15 protein-coding genes and 1 pseudogene are annotated in these 19,494 nt (G+C 41.0%); all 16 read left to right on the top strand.

Going from position 1 to position 19,494, the window contains the following annotated elements:
* Positions 1–463: 463 nt before the first annotated feature.
* The 16 genes and pseudogenes from BSQ33_RS20090 to BSQ33_RS20010 all read left to right on the top strand — a co-directional run bounded on the left by BSQ33_RS20090 (position 464) and on the right by BSQ33_RS20010 (position 19,494).
* The gene (locus BSQ33_RS20090; protein ID WP_088135105.1) at positions 464–3,703 is read left to right on the top strand and encodes a non-reducing end alpha-L-arabinofuranosidase family hydrolase; all 3,240 of its coding nucleotides are present in this window, start codon (positions 464–466) and stop codon (positions 3,701–3,703) included.
* 118 nt (positions 3,704–3,821) lie between these two features.
* Entirely contained in the window at positions 3,822–4,982 is a 1,161-nt protein-coding gene (locus BSQ33_RS20085; protein ID WP_198298204.1) for a sialate O-acetylesterase, read from the top strand.
* Positions 4,983–6,359: 1,377 nt separating this feature from the next.
* Positions 6,360–7,925, top strand: coding sequence for an S-type pyocin domain-containing protein (locus BSQ33_RS20075; RefSeq protein WP_088135102.1), 1,566 nt, complete (start codon positions 6,360–6,362; stop codon positions 7,923–7,925).
* An 8-nt stretch (positions 7,926–7,933) separates the two neighbouring features.
* Positions 7,934–8,179 (top strand): bacteriocin immunity protein, encoded by a 246-nt coding sequence (locus BSQ33_RS20070; protein WP_088135101.1) that lies wholly within the window; start codon positions 7,934–7,936, stop codon positions 8,177–8,179.
* Positions 8,180–8,523: 344 nt separating this feature from the next.
* Positions 8,524–8,907, top strand: a complete 384-nt coding sequence (locus tag BSQ33_RS20065) for a hypothetical protein (RefSeq protein ID WP_088135100.1) — start codon at positions 8,524–8,526, stop codon at positions 8,905–8,907.
* Positions 8,908–9,128: 221 nt separating this feature from the next.
* Complete coding sequence (locus tag BSQ33_RS20060; RefSeq protein WP_088135099.1) at positions 9,129–10,004, top strand: HEPN domain-containing protein; 876 nt, start codon at positions 9,129–9,131, stop codon at positions 10,002–10,004.
* 1,189 nt (positions 10,005–11,193) lie between these two features.
* Positions 11,194–12,513: a hypothetical protein gene (locus BSQ33_RS20055; protein ID WP_088135098.1), complete on the top strand. Its 1,320-nt coding sequence runs from the start codon at positions 11,194–11,196 to the stop codon at positions 12,511–12,513.
* Positions 12,514–12,618: 105 nt separating this feature from the next.
* Positions 12,619–13,284 carry a hypothetical protein gene (locus tag BSQ33_RS20050; protein ID WP_088135097.1) on the top strand — a complete coding sequence of 222 codons (666 nt, stop codon included), beginning with the start codon at positions 12,619–12,621 and terminating at the stop codon, positions 13,282–13,284.
* Positions 13,285–13,442: 158 nt separating this feature from the next.
* Positions 13,443–14,549: a ParA family protein gene (locus BSQ33_RS20045; protein ID WP_088135096.1), complete on the top strand. Its 1,107-nt coding sequence runs from the start codon at positions 13,443–13,445 to the stop codon at positions 14,547–14,549.
* 3 nt (positions 14,550–14,552) lie between these two features.
* Positions 14,553–15,215: a RelA/SpoT domain-containing protein gene (locus BSQ33_RS20040; protein ID WP_198298203.1), complete on the top strand. Its 663-nt coding sequence runs from the start codon at positions 14,553–14,555 to the stop codon at positions 15,213–15,215.
* A gap of 39 nt (positions 15,216–15,254) precedes the next feature.
* A pseudogene (locus BSQ33_RS22190) lies at positions 15,255–15,404 on the top strand (GNAT family N-acetyltransferase); the annotation flags it as partial.
* A gap of 169 nt (positions 15,405–15,573) precedes the next feature.
* Entirely contained in the window at positions 15,574–15,903 is a 330-nt protein-coding gene (locus BSQ33_RS20030) for a YciI family protein (protein WP_088135094.1), read from the top strand.
* Between the two features lie 187 nt (positions 15,904–16,090).
* Positions 16,091–16,612: a GrpB family protein gene (locus BSQ33_RS20025; RefSeq protein ID WP_088135093.1), complete on the top strand. Its 522-nt coding sequence runs from the start codon at positions 16,091–16,093 to the stop codon at positions 16,610–16,612.
* 31 nt (positions 16,613–16,643) lie between these two features.
* Positions 16,644–17,075, top strand: a complete 432-nt coding sequence (locus BSQ33_RS20020; RefSeq protein ID WP_088135092.1) for a GNAT family N-acetyltransferase — start codon at positions 16,644–16,646, stop codon at positions 17,073–17,075.
* Positions 17,076–17,677: 602 nt separating this feature from the next.
* Positions 17,678–18,631: a hypothetical protein gene (locus BSQ33_RS20015; protein ID WP_088135091.1), complete on the top strand. Its 954-nt coding sequence runs from the start codon at positions 17,678–17,680 to the stop codon at positions 18,629–18,631.
* A gap of 92 nt (positions 18,632–18,723) precedes the next feature.
* Positions 18,724–19,494 carry an SLATT domain-containing protein gene (locus BSQ33_RS20010; RefSeq protein WP_157721463.1) on the top strand — a complete coding sequence of 257 codons (771 nt, stop codon included), beginning with the start codon at positions 18,724–18,726 and terminating at the stop codon, positions 19,492–19,494.

The raw sequence follows: 19,494 nt of genomic DNA, 5'->3' as shown, positions 1-19,494 counted from the left end.
TTAAATTTTATGAATATCTAAATGGCTACCAGTGGCATTGATACCGATTTTTTCAATAAAAAGAGTGGTTTATTTTTCAAATTAAGTCGTGTTGTTTTTACAATTTTTTTATTGTGACACGTGTCTCAATCGTTATTGTGTACTTACTTATTCATGTGTCTTTAATTAGTGCTAGAGTTCAAAGATAATAAAAAACATAATCGATAAACAAATTATGAACATTGCGCTCTCAAAGTTAAATACTACATTTTAGACTGGCGTCAAAAGTCGGCTGTTATTTGACAAAATAGTCAAGGCAACCATTCTAAATTTCTTCAATTAAGTGACATAATTGACCGGTGATTATTGTTTTTCAATCTAGTAACGAATCGAGTGACCTTATTTTAATTAAGTCTCTTAATCGAGAAACATCACAACATCTAATCCGAGCTAATAGGATATTACTTTATAAAAGGAATACACAATGAATATAAAGTGTCTCTCTAAGAAAATGTATGCCAAGACATCGGCAGCCATTGTTCTTGGAGTACTTGCAAGCAGTGTTGCTGTACCTGAAACTGTGCTTGCAGCGAATCCTGTTGTATCACATGTTTATACGGCTGATCCTGCCGCCCGTGTTTTTAATGGGCGAGTCTATGTAGTGACCACGCACGATCAGGATACTCAAACCGATTATAGCCAATTGAAAGATTACTATTTGTTTTCTTCCGATGACATGGTGAACTGGCAAGATCACGGCATTATTTGGAATTCTAAAACGAATACGAACTGGGCCAATTTGGCTTACGCCCCTGATTTTATCGAGCGTAATGGCAAGTACTATTTATATTTTCCAGATGGTGGTGGTTCAATTGGTGTCGCCGTTGCTGATAAACCAGAAGGGCCTTATGTTGATCCGCTCGGTCATCCTCTGGTAGATGGCAGTACACCAAATGGCAGTGTGCAGTGGATCTTTGATCCCGGCGTCTTTATTGATGATGATGGTCAGGCCTATTTGTATTTTGGTGGCGGTGGTGAGGGTAATGCCCGTGTGATCAAATTAAATGATGACATGATTAGTACCAGTGGCAGTGCAATATCCCTCAATGTCCCCAACTTCTTTGAAGCACTTTACATGCATAAGCATAACGGCACTTATTACTTGTCGTATTCTTCCGATACCAGTTCGGGCATGAAAATTAATTACATGACCAGTAATAATCCGACCACAGGATTTACCTACCGAGGTACGATTTTACCCAATCCATGGGAAAATAACTTCAATAACAATCATGCTTCAATTATTGACTATAAAGGTAAAAGTTACATTTTTTATCATAATCGGGCTGTGGCTAACGCACGTGGCGCGAGTACTTTTCAGCGTTCAATCAATGTTGACCTTTTAGAGTACAACGCTGACGGTACCATAAAACAAGTGAACGCCGGACGCGCTGGCGCACCACAACTTAAAACGGTCAATGCATTTAATATCAATCAGGCTGAGATGTTTGATGAAGAAAATGGCATCGAAACTGAGAACGCCTCTGATGGTACCTTGAATATCATGATGGGTACGGGGGATTGGATAAAAGTATCTGGTGTTAATTTTGGCAACGGTGCTCAAGAGTTAAAACTACGAGCAGCAACAGAGAGTGGCTCAAGTTTAGACGTTATTTTGGATAGCCTCAATAATTCTCCAGTTGCCACAATTGATATTGATAAAACTGGTGGCTGGCAAAAGTGGCAAACCCAATCAACGGCATTAAACACCACGATAAGGGGTGTGCATGATGTCTATTTGCGCGCCAATGGATGGCATAACTTAAACTGGTATCAGTTTATCGGCAATGGTGGAAATGCTGGAAGTAGTTCACTGGCGGTCGAATTAGAGTCTTTATCAGGACAAAGTAGCTTTAGTCCACTGACTGTAAAATCAGATAGCGGTGCTTCTAATGGACAATACATTGAATGGCCAAACAACGGTAGTCATCAAGCATTAAGTAGCCCTTCTAATTCTGCCAGCGGACAGGTGGCAATAAAATTCAATCTTTCTCAAACCACGAATGTCGGTTTTGAAATGCTGGCGTCATTGGCTGCCGGTTATGATGATTCATTTTATTATCGTTTAGATTCCGGTAGTTGGATCACTCAAAACAACACCGCAACAAATGGCTGGGGTAAAATTACGCTGCAGACTTTCAATAACGTTGCTGCTGGCGATCATACCCTAAGGATTTTACGACGCGAAGATGGCGCTAAATTAGATAAAGTCACACTCAATGCTGCAAACGGTAATATTCGTCTAGTCGCGGATGATAACAGTGGCAATGGTGGCAATGATGGTGGTTATCAAGTACCGAGTGATAACTTTGCTGATAACGGTGGCGCAGAAGGTAGCTTAATGAATTGGTCTAAAACGGCCGGCTCTCTTAGTTTAAGCTACACACAAAGTCACAGTGGTTCATCAAGTGCATTCATTACTGGGCGCTCTGCAAACTGGCACGGTATGACCTTTAATGTCGGTTCATTAGTGAATGGTAATCAATATGACGTCGCTGTATGGGTTAAATTAGCTGCCGGCTCAGCTGATACACCCATTAAGTTAACTGCAAAACGTCGAGATGACGGTGATAACTCAACGTACAATGAGTATGAACAGGTTGCGACTGCTGTTGCATCGGCGAATCGCTGGACGTTATTACAAGGCTTTTATACCCAAAGCGGTACACCGTTTGAGCATTTCATTATTGAATCTGACAATGAAACCGTGAGCTTTTATGCGGATGATTTTTCAATTGGGGGTGAAGCTGGCAGTGGCAATCAAACGTGTGATCTGAAATCGAGATTCAGCTGGACATCAACCGGTCCGTTAATTTCTCCTCAAAGACGGAATTGGGCGTCAATTAAAGATCCAACGATTGTTCGCTATAACAATAAATATCACGTATTTGCGACGGTATTTGACACGGCTAGAAACACTTGGGGTGGGGTTTACTTCAACTTTAGTGACTGGAGTCAGGCTGGTTCTGCAAATCAAGTCGATATGAATACTACTCGGGCAGGCAATACCGTTGCACCTCAAGTATTCTTTTTCGAACCAGAAAAAAAATGGTACATGATTTACCAATGGGGTGCTAAATATTCGACTAACACTGATATTAGTAATCCAGCGGGTTGGACAACGCCTAAACCATTGTTACGGAATGGCTTGAATAATGGTATCGATTATTGGGTGATCTGTGACGATAACTATTGTCATTTATTCTTCTCTGGTGACGACGGTAAGTTGTATCGCTCAAAAGTCTCGATTGGTAACTTCCCGAACTTTTCCGGTTATGAAGTCGTGATGCAAGATAGCGTTGCGAGACTGTTTGAAGCCTCTAACGTTTACAAAGTGGAAGGAACGAATAAATATCTATTGTTAGTGGAAGCATATTCCCCTCGTTATTTCCGGTCTTGGACATCGACAAGTTTAGATGGTCCTTGGACACCGTTAGCTGATACCAAATCAAATCCTTTTGCAGGGGAGGCAAATGTTTCTTTCCCTGGCGGCAAATGGACGAATGATATTAGTCACGGTGAGATGATCCGTTCCGGATATGATCAAACCCTTAAGATTAGTGCCTGTAATATGCAGTATTTGTATCAAGGGCAAAATCCAAATTCAGGTGTATCGGACTACAATCGCCTACCTTATAGACTTGGTTTAATCAGCGCAAAGTAGTCATGTAGTAAGTTATCGCCACCAAATCATGGGTGGCGATATGAAAAAATAATGATGTGGCGGTGGATGGTTTGAACTGCCACATTCAATCTTACAACACAAAATTAAGATGATGATTATGAAATATATAAAGCATATATATAGCTTAATTGCGCTGACTGCTTTGATGTCGATGTCGGCTATGGCTGCACCTGATCCCAACTTTCATATTTACTTGATGGTCGGGCAATCAAATATGGAAGGTGCATCACCTGTTGAACCTCAAGACCGTATCACGAATCCCAGAGTCATGGTATTACAAGACGAGTCATGTGGGGGCATCGGATATTACGGTCAGTGGCGTGTCGCATCACCACCTCTCGTCCGTTGTTCCGGTGCTTTAGGGCCTGGCGATAATTTTGGCAAAATCATGGCGAACAATTCTGACAGCAAGGTCACGATTGGTTTAGTCGGTGCTGCACATGGCGGTCAAAAAATCGAATATTTTCTGAAAAATTGTCGTGATTTTAACGCATGTAAACCTACTTTTGGTTCGACACCGAACAACCTTTATGGTGGTTATCAATGGCTAATGGATCTGGCACGTAAAGCGCAGCAGAGAGGCGTCATCAAAGGTATTATTTTTCATCAAGGTGAAAGTAATACAGGTGATCCGGCTTGGCCTGGGCGTGTTAAGCAGTTAGTGACAGATATCCGTAACGATTTGGGGATTGGTAATGTGCCTTTCATTGCGGGTGAACTGCCTTATCCGGCATGTTGCTCTAGCCATAACCGTTTAATCGCGCAATTACCGTCACTGATTTCCAACGCGCATGTTGTCAGTGCCGCGGGTTTGAATATTCACGATCAATATCATTTTGATTCTGCGGGCGCACGTGAAATGGGTAAGCGCTATGCAACCAAAATGTTGCAGTTAGTGGATACTGGTGCTGATGATGGCACTGGAAGTAACACGATCGTTGTTCGGTTAAGTGGCGTTGTTGGCGATGAAAGCGTTAACCTGCAAGTCGGCGGGACCACAGTCAAAAACTGGACCGCGAAAAATTATATGGCCGACTATACTGTAAAGACGAATGCGACGGGTGAAATTCGTGTTGGCTTTACCAATGATGGCGGCAATCGCGATGTTCAGGTTGATTACATTGTCGTCAATGGTGCTGTTCGCCAAGCTGAAGATCAATACGATAACACTGGCGTATGGGGCAATGGTACTTGTGGTGGTGGCTCATTTTCAGAGTGGCTTCACTGCAATGGCTCTATAGGCTTTGGTACATTATAAGCTTCGGTGCATTATAAGTAGTAGTGGCGACACCCATATGATGAAAGTTCGGGTTGTCGCCATATCATGAGTCATCGTGTCATCACTGGAACTCTATTTTCAACCTTTCCTGCTACCCTCCGGCACCGAGTTTTGACGCACAATCTTGTTTTTCGATTTCAGAGGCTTCTGAGCTCTGTGCGCCAGTTACTCTTGCCAAGATGCAAGAGTAACCAGAAGATCTTTTTTTGTTTGACAGCGTCGCACGTTGTCCAGAATCTGCTTTTAATATTCCCTCCTCCTAGCCTTTGGCTCTGAAATTTGACGCACAATCTTGTTTTTCGGTTTCAGAGGCTTCTGAGCTCTGTGCGCCAGTTACTCTTGCCGAGATGCAAGAGTAACCAGAAAATCTTTTTTTGTTTGGCTTGGTCGTGCGCTTTCCAGAACCAGCTTTTACGGGCGTCCTGCCCGGAAAAGCTTAATCATTCTTCCATGAATGATTTTCTTGGTTGAGTGGTTGATTTGCGTGCGGTGAAACATTTTTAAACAGTCAATTTGGTCACTGAACTCAGGGTGAAAAATCATGGACGATTTTTCAGGATTGCTTGAGCAGGATGCGAATCAATCCGACCCTGATTACGCGCACTGAACCCAAAAAGATGCTTTTGGTTCCTTTTGACATCTATCAAAAGGAACTGGGGCGCGTTCGAAAATGCTAATGAAATCAATGAATATGATTGCGTCCCAAATACCTACATCACAAGTTTTATTTGCCTAGCCTCCGGCTCCCAAATTTGACGCACAATCTTGTTTTTCGATTTCAGAGGCATCGGTGCTCTGTGCGCCAGTTACTCTTGCCAAGATGCAAGAGTAACCAGAAGATCTTTTTTGTTTGACGGCGTAGCATGTTGTCCAGAACCAGCTTTTACGGGCGTCCTGCTCGGAAAAGCTTAATCATTCTTCCATGAATGGTTTTCTTGGTTGGTTGGTTGATTTGCGTGCGGTGAAACATTTTTAAACAGTCAATTTGGTCACTGAACTCAGGGTGAAAAATCATGGACGATTTTTCAGGATTGCTTGAGCAGGATGCGAATCAATCCGACCCTGATAACGCGCACTGAACCAAAAAAGATGCTTTTGGTTCCTTTTGACATCTATCAAAAGGAACTGGGGCGCATCCGAAAATGCTAATGAAATCAATGAATGTGATTGCGCACCAAACCACAATTTAATCATCTCAAGCGAGCCTCCCTGTTACTCCTATTCCAAAAATAACCTTTCTCTCAAATTTAAACATGACTCATAAACTCTTTTGAGTATAATTATTGATTCATATGAATATAAAATTATCAATAAGCATCCATCGATAAAACAATCACGGCTTAACCAACAACGTTAATGAACGATCAAATCACTCAAATCTACAACCTAATGAGGCATGAATTTGCTCAAGTTGAAGGGGATTTTTCATCCCTGCGCGAATCGGCTATCAAATCCGTGATGCCTGAAGGAATGCGCTTTGCTGATTTTCTCGAACAGCTTCGCAGCGGCCATCAGGTATTACTGACGGATGTACCATCGATTCCGTTACTCATTCGGGATAAAGATGAATGGGGCAATTCATACTGGCGGGTCAATCCCGAGGTTGAGCCTCAGCTCGACTTGTTGGCCTACAAGGCTTATACCGCCAGAGTGGCGCTGGTCAATCATGGTATTGGTTCATCTTACTCTGGCAGCGTCAACGCTTCTGTTTATACCGAGCCTTATGTCGAACGCGAACCAGTGAAACTCACTTTAGCCGCGCGTCTGCACAAGCAACGTCAGGAGCGGTTACGAGAGCTGGATACAATCCCACTGCCTTCATCCGCATGGCAAAACGCATTTAACCAGCCGCCAGCCAAACCCGCCCGTTTCGCCAAATCCGCTCTGGTGCCGAGAGGCTCATGTGACATCGGTACACAGCGAGAGTCACTTTCTTCGCTGGGGGATTATGCGGCTTATACAATTGCCGTCGGGCAAGGGGTAAGTGCAACATCTGGAGAAGCCTTTTTAACGCGCATTGGCGGTGCGGCATTGGCAGAACTGCCGGAACTGGCGATGAAAATCGTCGGGCGAGCCGGAATGCTGGCCGCATTTGTGCCGAACAAATTCGCAGACAGCACGCTCTACAGTGCAGTCGATATGCGCAATAAAGACAGGGTTGAAACCAATATTCGCTTAGGTTTCAATACAGCAGGGCGGATTTACGGCTATCACGTCAATGGCGCGATGATTCCCAAACGTGAGGTCAAACGGGTCGGTGAGCGCTTTGTCATTGCGTTAGAGCCAGATGTCACCATTGAGTGGGTGCCGATTAGCGGCGATTTCGGCGGCAAACCGATTCTGGTTAACCCCATCCCGGAGATGGAAAAGTTCGATATCTGGATCCATCCAGAAGCGGAGCAAGGTCAAGAGTTTGATAACACTTATATCACGCCAATTGCTGATGCGGATCTGCAAGACTATATTCTGACCTTTCCGGCTGAGACTGGGTTACCACCGTTGTATGTGGTTTACAAAGAAAGCGTTCGCAACGAGTCGGGCGTCGTGACCGGCAACGGTGAAGATATCACCGGTCTGTGGTTGGAAGCCGCCGGAAAAGAGTTAGGTGTACCGGTGCCGTCGCAAATTGCGGATCAGCTCAGAGGCCGTGAGTTCAGTAGTTTTGATGGGTTTAGGAAAGCGTTTTGGAAAGCTGTAAGTCAGGATGAAATTCTTTCATCACAGTTTAATGAAGGAAATCAAGAACTGATTCAAAACGGTTTTGCTCCGTTTCCTCGTTTTAAAGAGCAAGTCGGTGGTAGAGAGAAATACGAAATTCACCACGTTGAAGAAATTCAGTATGGTGGCTCGGTGTATGATGTTGATAATATGACAATTACGACACCAAAAAATCATATTCGAATCCATTCAAACAAGGGATAAATTATACAATGGGCATTGAAGAATATACGGAAACTGAATTTCTGAAATTGGTTCAGGATATCATTTCCGTAAAAGCAGGAAATGAAGAAACTCATACAAAAATGGTAAGGATGTTTTGTAAGTTAACAGAGCATCCAGATGGTTCAGACTTAATTTACTATCCAGATGATCCGGCAGATGCAACCCCCGAGCGCATTGTTGAGATTGTCAAACAATGGAGAGCCTCGCAAGGCTTACCATGCTTTAAGGATTGATTCGGTCTTTTATTTTCCACTGAGTCTATCGGGTCAATTGAGTGATGTTTCACGTTATTCAAATCAAGCACTGGGGCGCACAAGACGTCGCTGTCTCAGATTCCAGAGAAAGGCATTATGCGTTACACCTCGAAGCCAAAGCCTGAGACGATCATCGGGGAAAGAAATAAAAACGAACTGCGTCGCATTTTATCCGTCAACAATGCTAAACAGTGTCTTTTCTATTGAAGCCTTTACAAAGCGGGCTGGTGAGGCTTTATATTACAGCCCTACGCCAGACCGATTGCGTTACAATATCGCTTATGCTACACAAGTATTAAAGAGTATCTAATTCCGGTTTTATCATGAAAGCGCAGCATGCATTTGATAGGTTGGTCAGTCGAGACTTTAAAGAGGCATCATCTGAAGATGTTAAGTCAGTTGCGCTTGCTGTTTGGCATGAAAACTTTGTACCTGATGTCAGCCAATTAGACGCCAGATCTGCAAGGGCTGCTAATTATTTGCTCGACAGATTAATGAGATATAACTGCGTTACTCCAGAAGAGCAAAAGAAATTGCTTGATGTTGTGAATCTTTTGTCACGTCAATTTCGCATAGGAAAAACAACGGTCATGCCACATGACCGCAAAGTTGACAAATATGCGAGAAAGTGGGGATTGAAAAGTGATCTCAAGCTGATGCTCAGAGCCATGTTGCCATACCAGACTCGGCACTACAGGCATACATAGACAAAACAACCGCCATTCGGCGGTTTTTAGATTTCCTTCAATATTATAATTTGCGTCACACCTCGAAGCCAAAGCCTGAGACAATCATCGGGGAAAGAAATAAAAACGAACCGCGTCGCATTTTATCCGTCAGCAATGCTAATACTATGATAAACAGTGTTTTTTGCTGAACGCTTCTTTTATGCTATAGCCATGTTATCCACCAAAGCGAAGCACGTTTTATGAAAACCTCCCTCGATCACCTGCCCGAATATAAACAGCAAGAGCTTGCGACGATCTCGACCATTCTGCGCGATACGCTGGACGACTATCTTGAAGGTAAAACGGGGAGTAAAAGCGAGTTTCGCATCCTGAAAATTATTCTGTTCGGTAGTTACGCCAAAGGGAACTGGGTCAGAGATCCGGTTAATGGTTACATCAGCGATTACGATATTCTGGTGATCGTGAATAAATCTGCTTTGGTGGAAGATTATGTGGTCTGGCAGCGGGCGGAAGAGCAAATTGATCGCAAAGTGAAATCCGCACCGCTTGGTTTGATTGTTCATGATTTGCAGGAAGTGAATGAACGATTGCAGCAGGGACACTATTTTTTTAAGGATATCCGTGAAGAAGGAATCGAACTGTTTGCTGCAACACCAAAACCGCTGATCGAGCCGGGGGATTTAACCGAGTCTGAGAAACGGGAAATTGCTCGCAAGCATTATGCGCAGTGGTTTAAAAGCGCGAATGCCTTTATCACTGGTTATCATCACTACTTAAATCAAGAAGAGTTATCCATTGCTGCTTTTGAACTTCATCAATCGACAGAACGTTTTTTGGCCTGTGTATTACTCACATGTACCAACTACTTACCCAAGTCCCACAATATCGAAAAGCTGAGTAAATTGTGCGCGCAAATCGAGCCAGAGTTTAAGATGATTTTCCCCCTCGACAATAAATTCCACCGTCGCAGCTTCCGACGCCTGCAACGGGCCTATATCGAAGCCCGTTATTCAGAGCATTATGAAATCACCGTAGAAGAGCTGGCTTATCTCGAAGGGCGAGTGTTGCAGTTAAAAGCGCTGGTTGAACGGGTTTGTTTGGCGCGGATCGATTGATTTATTCTGCCTGAGGGCAGTCATTGCTATTTTATTCCAGCCTTTGGCATCGAATTTTGACGCACAATCTCGTTTTTCGGTTTCAGAGGCATTGGTGTCTTGTGCGCCAGTTACTCTTGCCGAGATGCAAGAGTAACCAGAAAATCTTTTTTGTTTGGCTGAGTCTCGTACTGTCCGGGCACGGATTTTACGGATGTCCCTATCCGGAAAATCCTGAAAACCTCGTCCTGAGGTTTTCTCCCTAATGATTCAGATTTCATTAATTTTCTTTGCAGAGAGATAGGAAGAGAATTTACTGAACTCAGGGTAAAATTCATGGATGAATTTTAAGCTTTTCGTGAGCAGGAGCGAATAAAAGCGCCCCTGATTATGTACGCTGAACTCAAATCTTAGGCATTTTGGGATACTTTTTCTGCCGTGAAAAAGTATCTGGGGCGCTTTCGGAGATGTTAATGAGATCAAGGAAAGTAATTGAGTCCCAAACACCTACATCACAAGTTTTATTTGCCTAGCCTCCGGCTCCCAAATTTGACGCACAATCTCGTTTTTCGGTTTCAGAGGCATTGGTGTTCTGTGCGCCAGTTACTCTTGCCGAGATGCAAGCGTAACCAGAAAATCTTTTTGTTTGACGGCGTCGCACGTTGTCCAGAACCAGCTTTTACGGGCGTCCTGCCCGGAAAAGCCTAACCATTCTTCCATGAATGGTTTTCTTGGTTGAGTGATTGATTTGAATTGGGTGAAACATTTTTTGAAGCTAAATGAGTCACTGAACTTTGGAACGTTATCGCGCACTAAACCACCGCATCACAATTTCCACTGATTGTTAAAACGCTGCAATTTTGTACAAACCTTATCCATATCAAAAAAATGTCATGTTTATGTCAATTTTTTCTGGCGATTTTCTGCAACTTATTCAATGCTATGTACTGTATTTTGATGCTTATTCGAGAACAAATGGCACTTATCCGAGATGTTCCGAATGGTGGTAGCACTGGTAAATCATTCGTGCGCAGATTAGACAGCACAATGCTATGGTTTCTGATGTAATGATATTTTTTACTGGCATTTTGTCTGTATTTTCATGCGATTAGGACAGGAATTTCATCGAGAGTCAGTAAGTTATACAGAAGTATTCCTGTAGAGTAGTTCTGTATAATAAACTGTTATGCAAAAATAAAGGAATCCAAAATTGTCGTATCAAACTGATGAAAGGCTCAAAAGCTATCTAGACACAAATCAGCTTCATAGAGAACAAATGTGTCGAGCCGTTCTTGCTACTGATAAAAGATTCTCAGATGTAAGGCCCCGTCACCCTAGAGGTGGCCAAGATGGGGGGCGTGACATTCAAGCAGTCTATAGAGATGAACAGACTGCATTTGGTGCAGTTGGTTTCGTTAATCAAGGCAATGACTCTGACGAGCAAAAGAAGACCATAAAGAAAAAGTTTTCAGATGACCTGGAAAGTGCAATTAGTGCAGATAAGAATCTAACCGCATTTATTTTCTTTACGAATATCAATCTTACAATTGGCGAAAAAGACTCCCTAATCGAAAAGGCTAAAAAAAAGGGAGTTATATTTTGCGATATATTAGATAGGGAAAGAATTAGAATTACACTAGATAGCCCAGATGGGTTTTCCATTCGATTTCAATATCTAAATATTACCCTCTCCGAGGAAGAACAGGCTAGCTTCTTTTCTCGTTGGGGGGATGACATTCAATCAGTTATCTCGTCGGGTTTTCAAAAGGTGGAAGGAACTCTTAACAGAGTTCTATTTTTGCAAGAGTCAAATGATCCAATTACCAGCTTAACAGTCTCTCTTGAACTGGACAAAAAGTATAGTGCAGATGAAATAGGTCACTTTCGAGCTTTTTGCTATCTAACGCTCAAAGAGCCAAAGCATAAAATTCTTTCAGTCTTGTTTGGCGCCTCTGACAAATCTAATAGAATGAGGGCTGATAAAGAGACAGACTTCACCGAGCAGTGCTCTGGAATTAAATACGGAATTGGGTCAGGGCAATGGGAGCAACATATCGACTTTGATGAAACCGAAGTTACTTCCGAAGAAACGGATGACGAGAAAGATGAAAAATGGTCAGCTGTTGGTTCAGGATCATCGATCGGGAGAGAAGAAGTTGAATTTCTACCGATAAGTTACAGTAAAAGCAGTTTTATAAGATTTTTCCCTGTTATTAGCTTGAGAGATCTTGATGATGCAATGTTTTTACCATTTCTAAATAAAACATTGGCAGAAAAAGTTAAGTCAATTCACATATATTCAAATGGTTATAAGCTACAGGAAATTAAATCGGATGATTTGTGCATTGACTCGACAAGCATTGAACCTAACTTTCCTGTTGAGTTCTCAAAAGACGAATTAGAGGATCAGTGGGTAAGAATTAGACCTCAAGGCGCCTCCACACACAATATGCGTTTTTTTGAGAACACACCGAAAAGGCTATTCACACCAGGTCAAGTAGAAAATAGCCTTGAAGACAGGACGCGGTAATGCATAACAAGGCGCTGTTGTCGGACAAGTTTTCCGCTGCGCTCCAAACTTGCCGCAAAGCGCAGCGTTAGTTTGAGTTAAGCAGCAACACTTCGAGTTTAAGAAATGATGAAATATGGAATTGGGTTGTTTGTAGCGCTATGTTTATTGGTGATCGGATATTGTATCGGCGTCACTGAACATAAAAATATATTCTCGGACGTGAAGTGGACTGATGTCGGTACGCTCCTTGTAACCTTCTTGGGTTTTGCTTTCGGTTTCTTCACTTATTTTCAATGGCAAAGCAGTAAGCGCAAAGAAGATGCCTACTTGGCTGCTAAAAAGTACATCGCTTCAATAGACGAAATCGAAGAGCACTTACATGAATTACTGTTCCAATACAGTCACATATGCCCAGCTCCCGGAGTAGCAGTCGAGAACAAAGACGTATCACTAAAGCGTATCGAGCATTTAAATAATGTTTGGAATTACTTGTATCAAGCTCGACGAAGGCTATATAAGTCACACCGCGAACTAGAATTTTGGAATGTAAGCCTCGCAGATGGATTTTCTGAAGACTATAAGGCCGTGAACAAGTTATTGGATAACATTAGCGTAGTAAGCTCCGCGCTCAATAATCAGCTATTTCACTTTATTGAAAGCGATATGAAAAATATGGAATCTGTCATTCAGCATAAAGAGCGGTTTGATGAATTATTCAATGGGATACATAAAGTCACTCAAAAGCGAGTGCAGTGTGGCTTTAAAGCAGTTTTTAGGTTTAGTCAGTAATCAAACTAACAAGGACAGACACTGCGACGTCTTTTTCGTTGCGTCTTCCGCCTTCACTACAAAGCCGCGCGTGCTGGCGGCGTTAGCACAAAGTCTCATAGGCATGATTACGTCATTGGTACTGGATAATCGGATTTAACAAATCACAAGGAAATTAAATGAAAATAATTTCGGTATTTAATAATAAGGGAGGGGTAGGAAAAACTACGCTGACTTATCACGTTGCTCAAGCTCTGGCTGAAATGGGAAAAAAAGTCCTCATCATCGATGCTGATCCGCAATGCAATCTGACGATATACTCCTTGAACCAAGAATACATTCATGATTTGTGGGCTACCGAAGACAAGTTTATTGATGAAGGGTATGAATCGTCCAAAAAGAAATGTAGTCAAGACGAATATGAAAAGGTTTTATCGAATCCAAGAAGCTTACATTTCTTGTTAAAGCCGACAGAAGAAGGTACCGGCGAACTTGATAGACTACCTCCACCAGCAAGCCTAACTAAGAACTTAGATATTATCCCAGGTAGATTGACTTTACACTTATATGAGGAAAAGGTTGCAAGCCGCTGGACCGACATCTATAGAGGCGAGCCTTTGGCCATAAGAACGATTACAAAAATTAGAACGTTAGCTGAAAAATACTCAAAACTTTATAATTACGATTATGTCGTGATTGATACATCACCTAGTTTAGGCTCGCTCAATAAAGTAATTATTTCAACCGTTGATGGTTTCTTTGTTCCTGCTTCGCCGGACTTGTTCAGTCTATATGGAATCAAGAATATTGGTAAGGCACTTTCATCATGGAAAGATGAATTCAATATTGTATATAAGCTTATCTCTGATGAAAAAAGACATGTATTTCCAGAAAACTTTGTAACATTTTTGGGATACACGATATACAACGCTAAAAGGTATGCTGGATATAAAAACAAATGGGATCTTGCTCATGCACATCTAAATTATGCGAATCAAATTCCCCAAACTATTGAAGAAAATATTCAAGAAGATATTAGATCTCATTTGACTTCTGAAATGTTAGCTGCACCTATAGGAGAGACATCGGTAATGCATACCCATAATACCTTTCCTTCAATGGCTCAGCATTATAACCAACCAATGTGGAAAGTTCCAGATTTACCAAACTTGGAAAAGGAACATATAAACACTTTAAGAGGTTCAGGAAATAAATATCGAGAAACCAAAGAAAGCTATTTTATTTTTTGCGATGACCTCTTGTCGCGTATTGATTTATTGGGGTGATTGATGAACAAGGATTTAGTTAACAGAATTGTGCAGCCTTACATAGATGAAAAGCACCTATTTAAACGATTTATGAATGGAGTAGTGGATACTTTTGAGCTAGAACCTGATTTGAATAAATACGGAAACCCAATTATTCATACTATAAAAAATCGACTTAAAGATGTTGATCACCTAAAAGATAAAATAGAAAGAAAATGGGATGATGAAGATCCGCTGACCCCTGACAATTTATTCGAACGAGTAACAGACTTGGCAGGTGTTAGGGTATTGCACCTATATCAAGATCAATTCTCGTATATACATACATTGATAATGAAGCAAGTTGATAACGGCGATTGGTTCTTACGTGAAAATCCCATCGCTTATTCGTGGGACCCTGAATCTAGCAGCTACTTCAAAAAATTAGGGCTTGTACCAAAAATTAAAGATTCTTATTACACTAGTATCCATTACGTTGTAATGCCTAAAGAAGCTTCAAATATTTGTTGTGAAATACAGGTTAGGACTTTATTTGAAGAAATATGGGGGGAAATTGATCATACTATAAATTACCCACATCCAACTGAAAAAATTTCCTGTAAAGAGCAGCTTCGAGTTCTGTCAAAATTGGTATCTACAGGTACAAGACTTGCCGATTCTATTTTTAGAGCCCATAACGAGTAGCTGTGTTAACAAGAAGCTATGCCGTCAAAATGGGAAAACATGGAAGTTCGATTTTTAGAGAAAAATTCTGATTATGAGTCAGCCCTAGAGGTAATGTTACAACTTCGCCCAAATTACAACGTAGATACTTTATCTAGTCAGATCGACAAACAGCAATTGAATGGTTACAAAGTCGTTTATGCTAGATCATCTTATGAGTGTCCAGCCCTATAAAAACTATGCTATGTTCAATCATGCTAGCTTCCATGATTTAGTTGTTGACACACTAATTATGGCTCTGGTTTTACACTAATCCACGGAATTGGAGGCTAGCCTCGTGGGGAGTCATTATGTCTATGTTCAAAGGAAAAGGAAGTATATGAATAAGTATGTGGCAATTTTGTCTAAGAAAAATAGACAGTTATTCAGCGATGAACTTTTACGTAAGCATGTAAGCTATCTTAAGGCCCAAGAGAAGTCAGGAGTTTTGGTGCTATGCGGTCCGTTTTCGGACAATGATTCAGCAATTCAAGTAATAATGTCAGATAGTTTAGAGGCAGCTAAGGAAACTGTTCAATCAGATCCATTTGTAAGTCAGGGCTATTATGGTGAGTTGGTGATAAAAGAATTAATAGAAGCAAACGCCATGAATAACTGGCTAGTAGCAGATCCGCAAACAGAAGCTAATCGTACTAGCTCACAAACGTAACAAAAGCAACCATCAGACAAACTGATCGCTTAGGCTTTAGTTTGCTGCTGTTGCTAGCATTAGCCATCAGAGGATACAAGACGCTCAAGCAGACGCATAAATGTTCGGCACATGCGTTTTTAAGTTTTGTTTTGTTGTTAGTTAAGTGAATGCGCGGCTTCGCTCAGCGTTAGGTAAATAGGAAGTTATGAGTCAAAGGATTATTGAAGTCATTGATTATCAGCCGCAGTGGGTTGTCGATTTTGCTAGAGAAAAAGATCTAATTAGTTCTGTTCTAACTGCCGCTAATATTCATGCAATACATCACATAGGCAGTACATCGGTTAAAGGATTATGTGCTAAACCAATTATCGATATCCTTTTGGAAGTAACAAGCCTTGATACATTAGATGATGAATCAGAAAATATGGCTTCTCTGGGATATTTGGTGAAGGGAGAGTTTGGTATCAAAGGTCGCCGTTATTTCCAAAAAGGCGGAATACAACGAACTCATCAAGTTCATGCATTTTTAGCAGATTCGCCAGAAGTTAAAAGACATCTCGCATTTCGAGATTATTTAAGAGCGTTCCCAAATATTGCGTTTAAGTACGGAGAAATAAAAAAGGCGGGTGCAGAAATTTGTAACAATGACATAGATGTTTATATTGATTACAAAAATAGCTTTATAAAAGAATATGAAGCAAAGGCAGTCCGGTGGAAATTTACATAACAAGAAGCTATGCCGTCAAAATGGAGAAAACATGGAAGTTCGATTTTTAGAGAAAAATTCTGATTATGAGTCAGCCCTAGAGGTAATGTTACAACTTCGCCCAAATTACAATGTAGATACTTTATCTCGTCAGATCGACAAACAGCAATTGAATGGTTACAAAGTCGTTTATGTTAAATCATCAGAAGGTGTACTGGCCGTAGCAGGATTTAGTGTCGGTGAGAAGCTAGCTTGGGGTAAGCACATTTACATTGAAGATTTGGTGACTAACTCTCAATTTCGTTCGTGTGGCGTTGGCAAATTCATAATTGATTGGTTTAAAACGTACGCCTTAAAAATTGGCTGTGAGCAAATTCATCTGGATTCTGGTGTTCAGCGTTTTCCCGCACATAAATTCTATTTACGCGAAGGTTTCAATATCGCGAGTCACCACTTTTCAATGGTTGGGGTTCAAGATGGGTAATAAACGAGTATGACGTCAATCGTTAATGTTTCACTATCTTCCCAACACTTAGCATTTTAATCCAATCCCAATAGATCCCTAAACCAAGAAAATCATTCACGGGAGAATGGGTTTCTTGGTTTGGTGCTTGATTTGAATTGAGAGAAACATTTTTTGAAGCTAAATGAGTCACTGAACTCAGGAACATATCGCGCATCAAATCACTGCATCACAATTTCCACTGATTGTTAAAACGCTGCAATTTTGTACAAATCTTATCCATATCAAAAAATGTCATGTTTATGTCAATTTTTTCTGGCGATTTTCTGCAACTTATTCAATGCTATGTACGGTGTTTCGATGCTTATTCGAGAACACATGGCACTTATCCGAGATGTTCCGAATGGTGGTAGCACTGGTGAATCATTCGTGCGCAGATTAGACAGCACAATGCTGTGATTTCTGTTGTAATGATATTTTTTACTGGCATTTTGTCTGTATTTTCATGCGATTAGGACAAAAATTTTATCGAGTGGCAGTAAGTTATACAGAAATATTCCTGTAGAGTGGTTCTGTATAATAAACTGTTAGAGCTAAGGTCAATTTAGAGTTAGGAGTAAACGTTGGATTTGAAGCCGAATTATTATGTAAGGACATTGATAGTTGTTTTGGGGCTATCAATCCTGGGGATGGCCTATACAAGCTTTTTCTTGGCCGAGCCTAAGCATCAAATTACAGCAGGAATAATTACGCTCATTTCAATTGTAGTTATTCTAGCGTTGTCTGAATCATTTAATAAACTTAGTTTAGGGAAAATTCTAAGTTTAAGTCGGGAAATCGAAAAGAAACAGGAAGAAAACTCAACAGTTAAAAATGAAAACAAAGAGCTTAGACAAGAACTTTTCAAAATAGTCTCCAATGTTCAACAGTCGCAGGTAAACAATACTTTTAATACGCCACCGGAAGCATGGCTTAAACTCTTAGGGGTGGTAAAAGCAGAAGCCGATGGAGAAGATGATTCTGAGCCGGAAGAAGAGCCAACGAAGTCTGATGCGCAGACTTCGATTGTCGAAAACCGTTCTCAGGAACAGGCTCGATCCCGGAGCCGCTTGCGTCGATATGCTGTAGATGCAGGATTAAAGAAGTTTGTATCAAAGTTACCTGTATCAGAATCACAATTTGTAGAGCGTGTTGAGTTCTCTTCCGCATTTCATGCAATAGATCCCATTATGGACCGGAGAATAGTTTTTGATGGTTACCTGAAGCAGGGGGAATCTGAGGTTTTTGTGGAAGCTCGACACAAGGATATGAATACATCCATGTTCTTCGACCGACTTTATATAATGCTTTCAAAAATCAACCTGTATAGAGAAGCTAAAAGTACTAAAGCAGAGCTTTTGCTTTTGCTTGTGGAAACGAAGTGGTATGAGAGCGATGATCGGCTAAACATGTACGACCGATTTATAGAATATTTTCAGCCGGCAATTAAAAACGGCCTTCTCAGGATTGAGCACATTGATGTAAGTGAAGAAGAGGTTTGCGACGAAGAGAGCGGACGTCAGAGAAGGCTGCTTTAACAAGGGGCTGCTGTCGGACAAATTTTCCGCTGTGCTCCAAATTTGTTGCAGAGCGCGGCGTTAGCTAGCAATCAACTTTCATGAGCAATTTGATGAAATTAGGTATATTACGTAAATATGTCAAAACTAAAAACTGGATATGTAGAAAAGTGAGTAATTTCATAACTAAATTTATAACGACGTCCTTTAAATGGTTTTTTTCTACACAGCCAGAGGAAAAAGACGAAGATGATCCCGCAAAAAAATTATTAAATAGCATGAGGATAACTGCAAAATGTAGATTTAATGCTTCAGTGAGGTTAATGAGGGCAAGCAAATATTCTTTCTTAACTACTACGATTTTATCGCTAGGTTTAATATTTATCCCTTTGTATCAAAACTCGGGGCTTCCCATTCCGTATAGCACTCAAGTGTTGAGTATGTTACAGATTTTTTTAGCGGTTGCAGTACTTGTTTATTCAGTTGTCAATGCAACCGCTAAGTATGATTTGCGGGCTCAATCTTTAGATAATTGCGGTATCAGTATTAAAAAGTTAATCCGCAAACTTCGGAATGAAATATCTGAATCCAAAGATAGTGGGGTGAGCCTTAACCTAGAAGAGTATCATGAAATATATCATGTCATTTCATCTGAGCCAGAAAACCATACTAGGGTTGATCACCTATTCGCAGTTTTGGATACACCCAGTGACTTTGATATCACCGGAGTAAAAAGATTATTTATATACATTAAATCATATTCAATGTATTTGGCCTCTTATGTAATACCAACAAGCATGATGTTTTTTGAAATTTTGTTTATTTTAGATATGCTAAAAATAACAACCTGTTTTAGTGATGTTTTTTCAATCCCGGCTGGCTAA

The sequence above is a fragment of the Vibrio gazogenes genome, from assembly GCF_002196515.1.
GTDB classification, from domain to species: domain Bacteria; phylum Pseudomonadota; class Gammaproteobacteria; order Enterobacterales; family Vibrionaceae; genus Vibrio; species Vibrio gazogenes_A.
This window is presented reverse-complemented; position numbering and strand designations above follow the sequence as displayed.

Excerpts from the sequence above, each read along its gene's own strand:
- BSQ33_RS20090 (WP_088135105.1), top strand. The coding sequence starts at position 464 with ATGAATATAAAGTGTCTCTCTAAGAAAATGTATGCCAAGACATCGGCA.
- BSQ33_RS20085 (WP_198298204.1), top strand. The coding sequence starts at position 3,822 with ATGAAATATATAAAGCATATATATAGCTTAATTGCGCTGACTGCTTTG.
- BSQ33_RS20075 (WP_088135102.1), top strand. The coding sequence starts at position 6,360 with ATGAACGATCAAATCACTCAAATCTACAACCTAATGAGGCATGAATTT.
- BSQ33_RS20070 (WP_088135101.1), top strand. The coding sequence starts at position 7,934 with ATGGGCATTGAAGAATATACGGAAACTGAATTTCTGAAATTGGTTCAG.
- BSQ33_RS20065 (WP_088135100.1), top strand. The coding sequence starts at position 8,524 with ATGAAAGCGCAGCATGCATTTGATAGGTTGGTCAGTCGAGACTTTAAA.
- BSQ33_RS20060 (WP_088135099.1), top strand. The coding sequence starts at position 9,129 with ATGAAAACCTCCCTCGATCACCTGCCCGAATATAAACAGCAAGAGCTT.
- BSQ33_RS20050 (WP_088135097.1), top strand. The coding sequence starts at position 12,619 with ATGATGAAATATGGAATTGGGTTGTTTGTAGCGCTATGTTTATTGGTG.
- BSQ33_RS20045 (WP_088135096.1), top strand. The coding sequence starts at position 13,443 with ATGAAAATAATTTCGGTATTTAATAATAAGGGAGGGGTAGGAAAAACT.
- BSQ33_RS20040 (WP_198298203.1), top strand. The coding sequence starts at position 14,553 with ATGAACAAGGATTTAGTTAACAGAATTGTGCAGCCTTACATAGATGAA.
- BSQ33_RS20030 (WP_088135094.1), top strand. The coding sequence starts at position 15,574 with ATGAATAAGTATGTGGCAATTTTGTCTAAGAAAAATAGACAGTTATTC.
- BSQ33_RS20025 (WP_088135093.1), top strand. The coding sequence starts at position 16,091 with ATGAGTCAAAGGATTATTGAAGTCATTGATTATCAGCCGCAGTGGGTT.
- BSQ33_RS20020 (WP_088135092.1), top strand. The coding sequence starts at position 16,644 with ATGGAAGTTCGATTTTTAGAGAAAAATTCTGATTATGAGTCAGCCCTA.
- BSQ33_RS20010 (WP_157721463.1), top strand. The coding sequence starts at position 18,724 with ATGAAATTAGGTATATTACGTAAATATGTCAAAACTAAAAACTGGATA.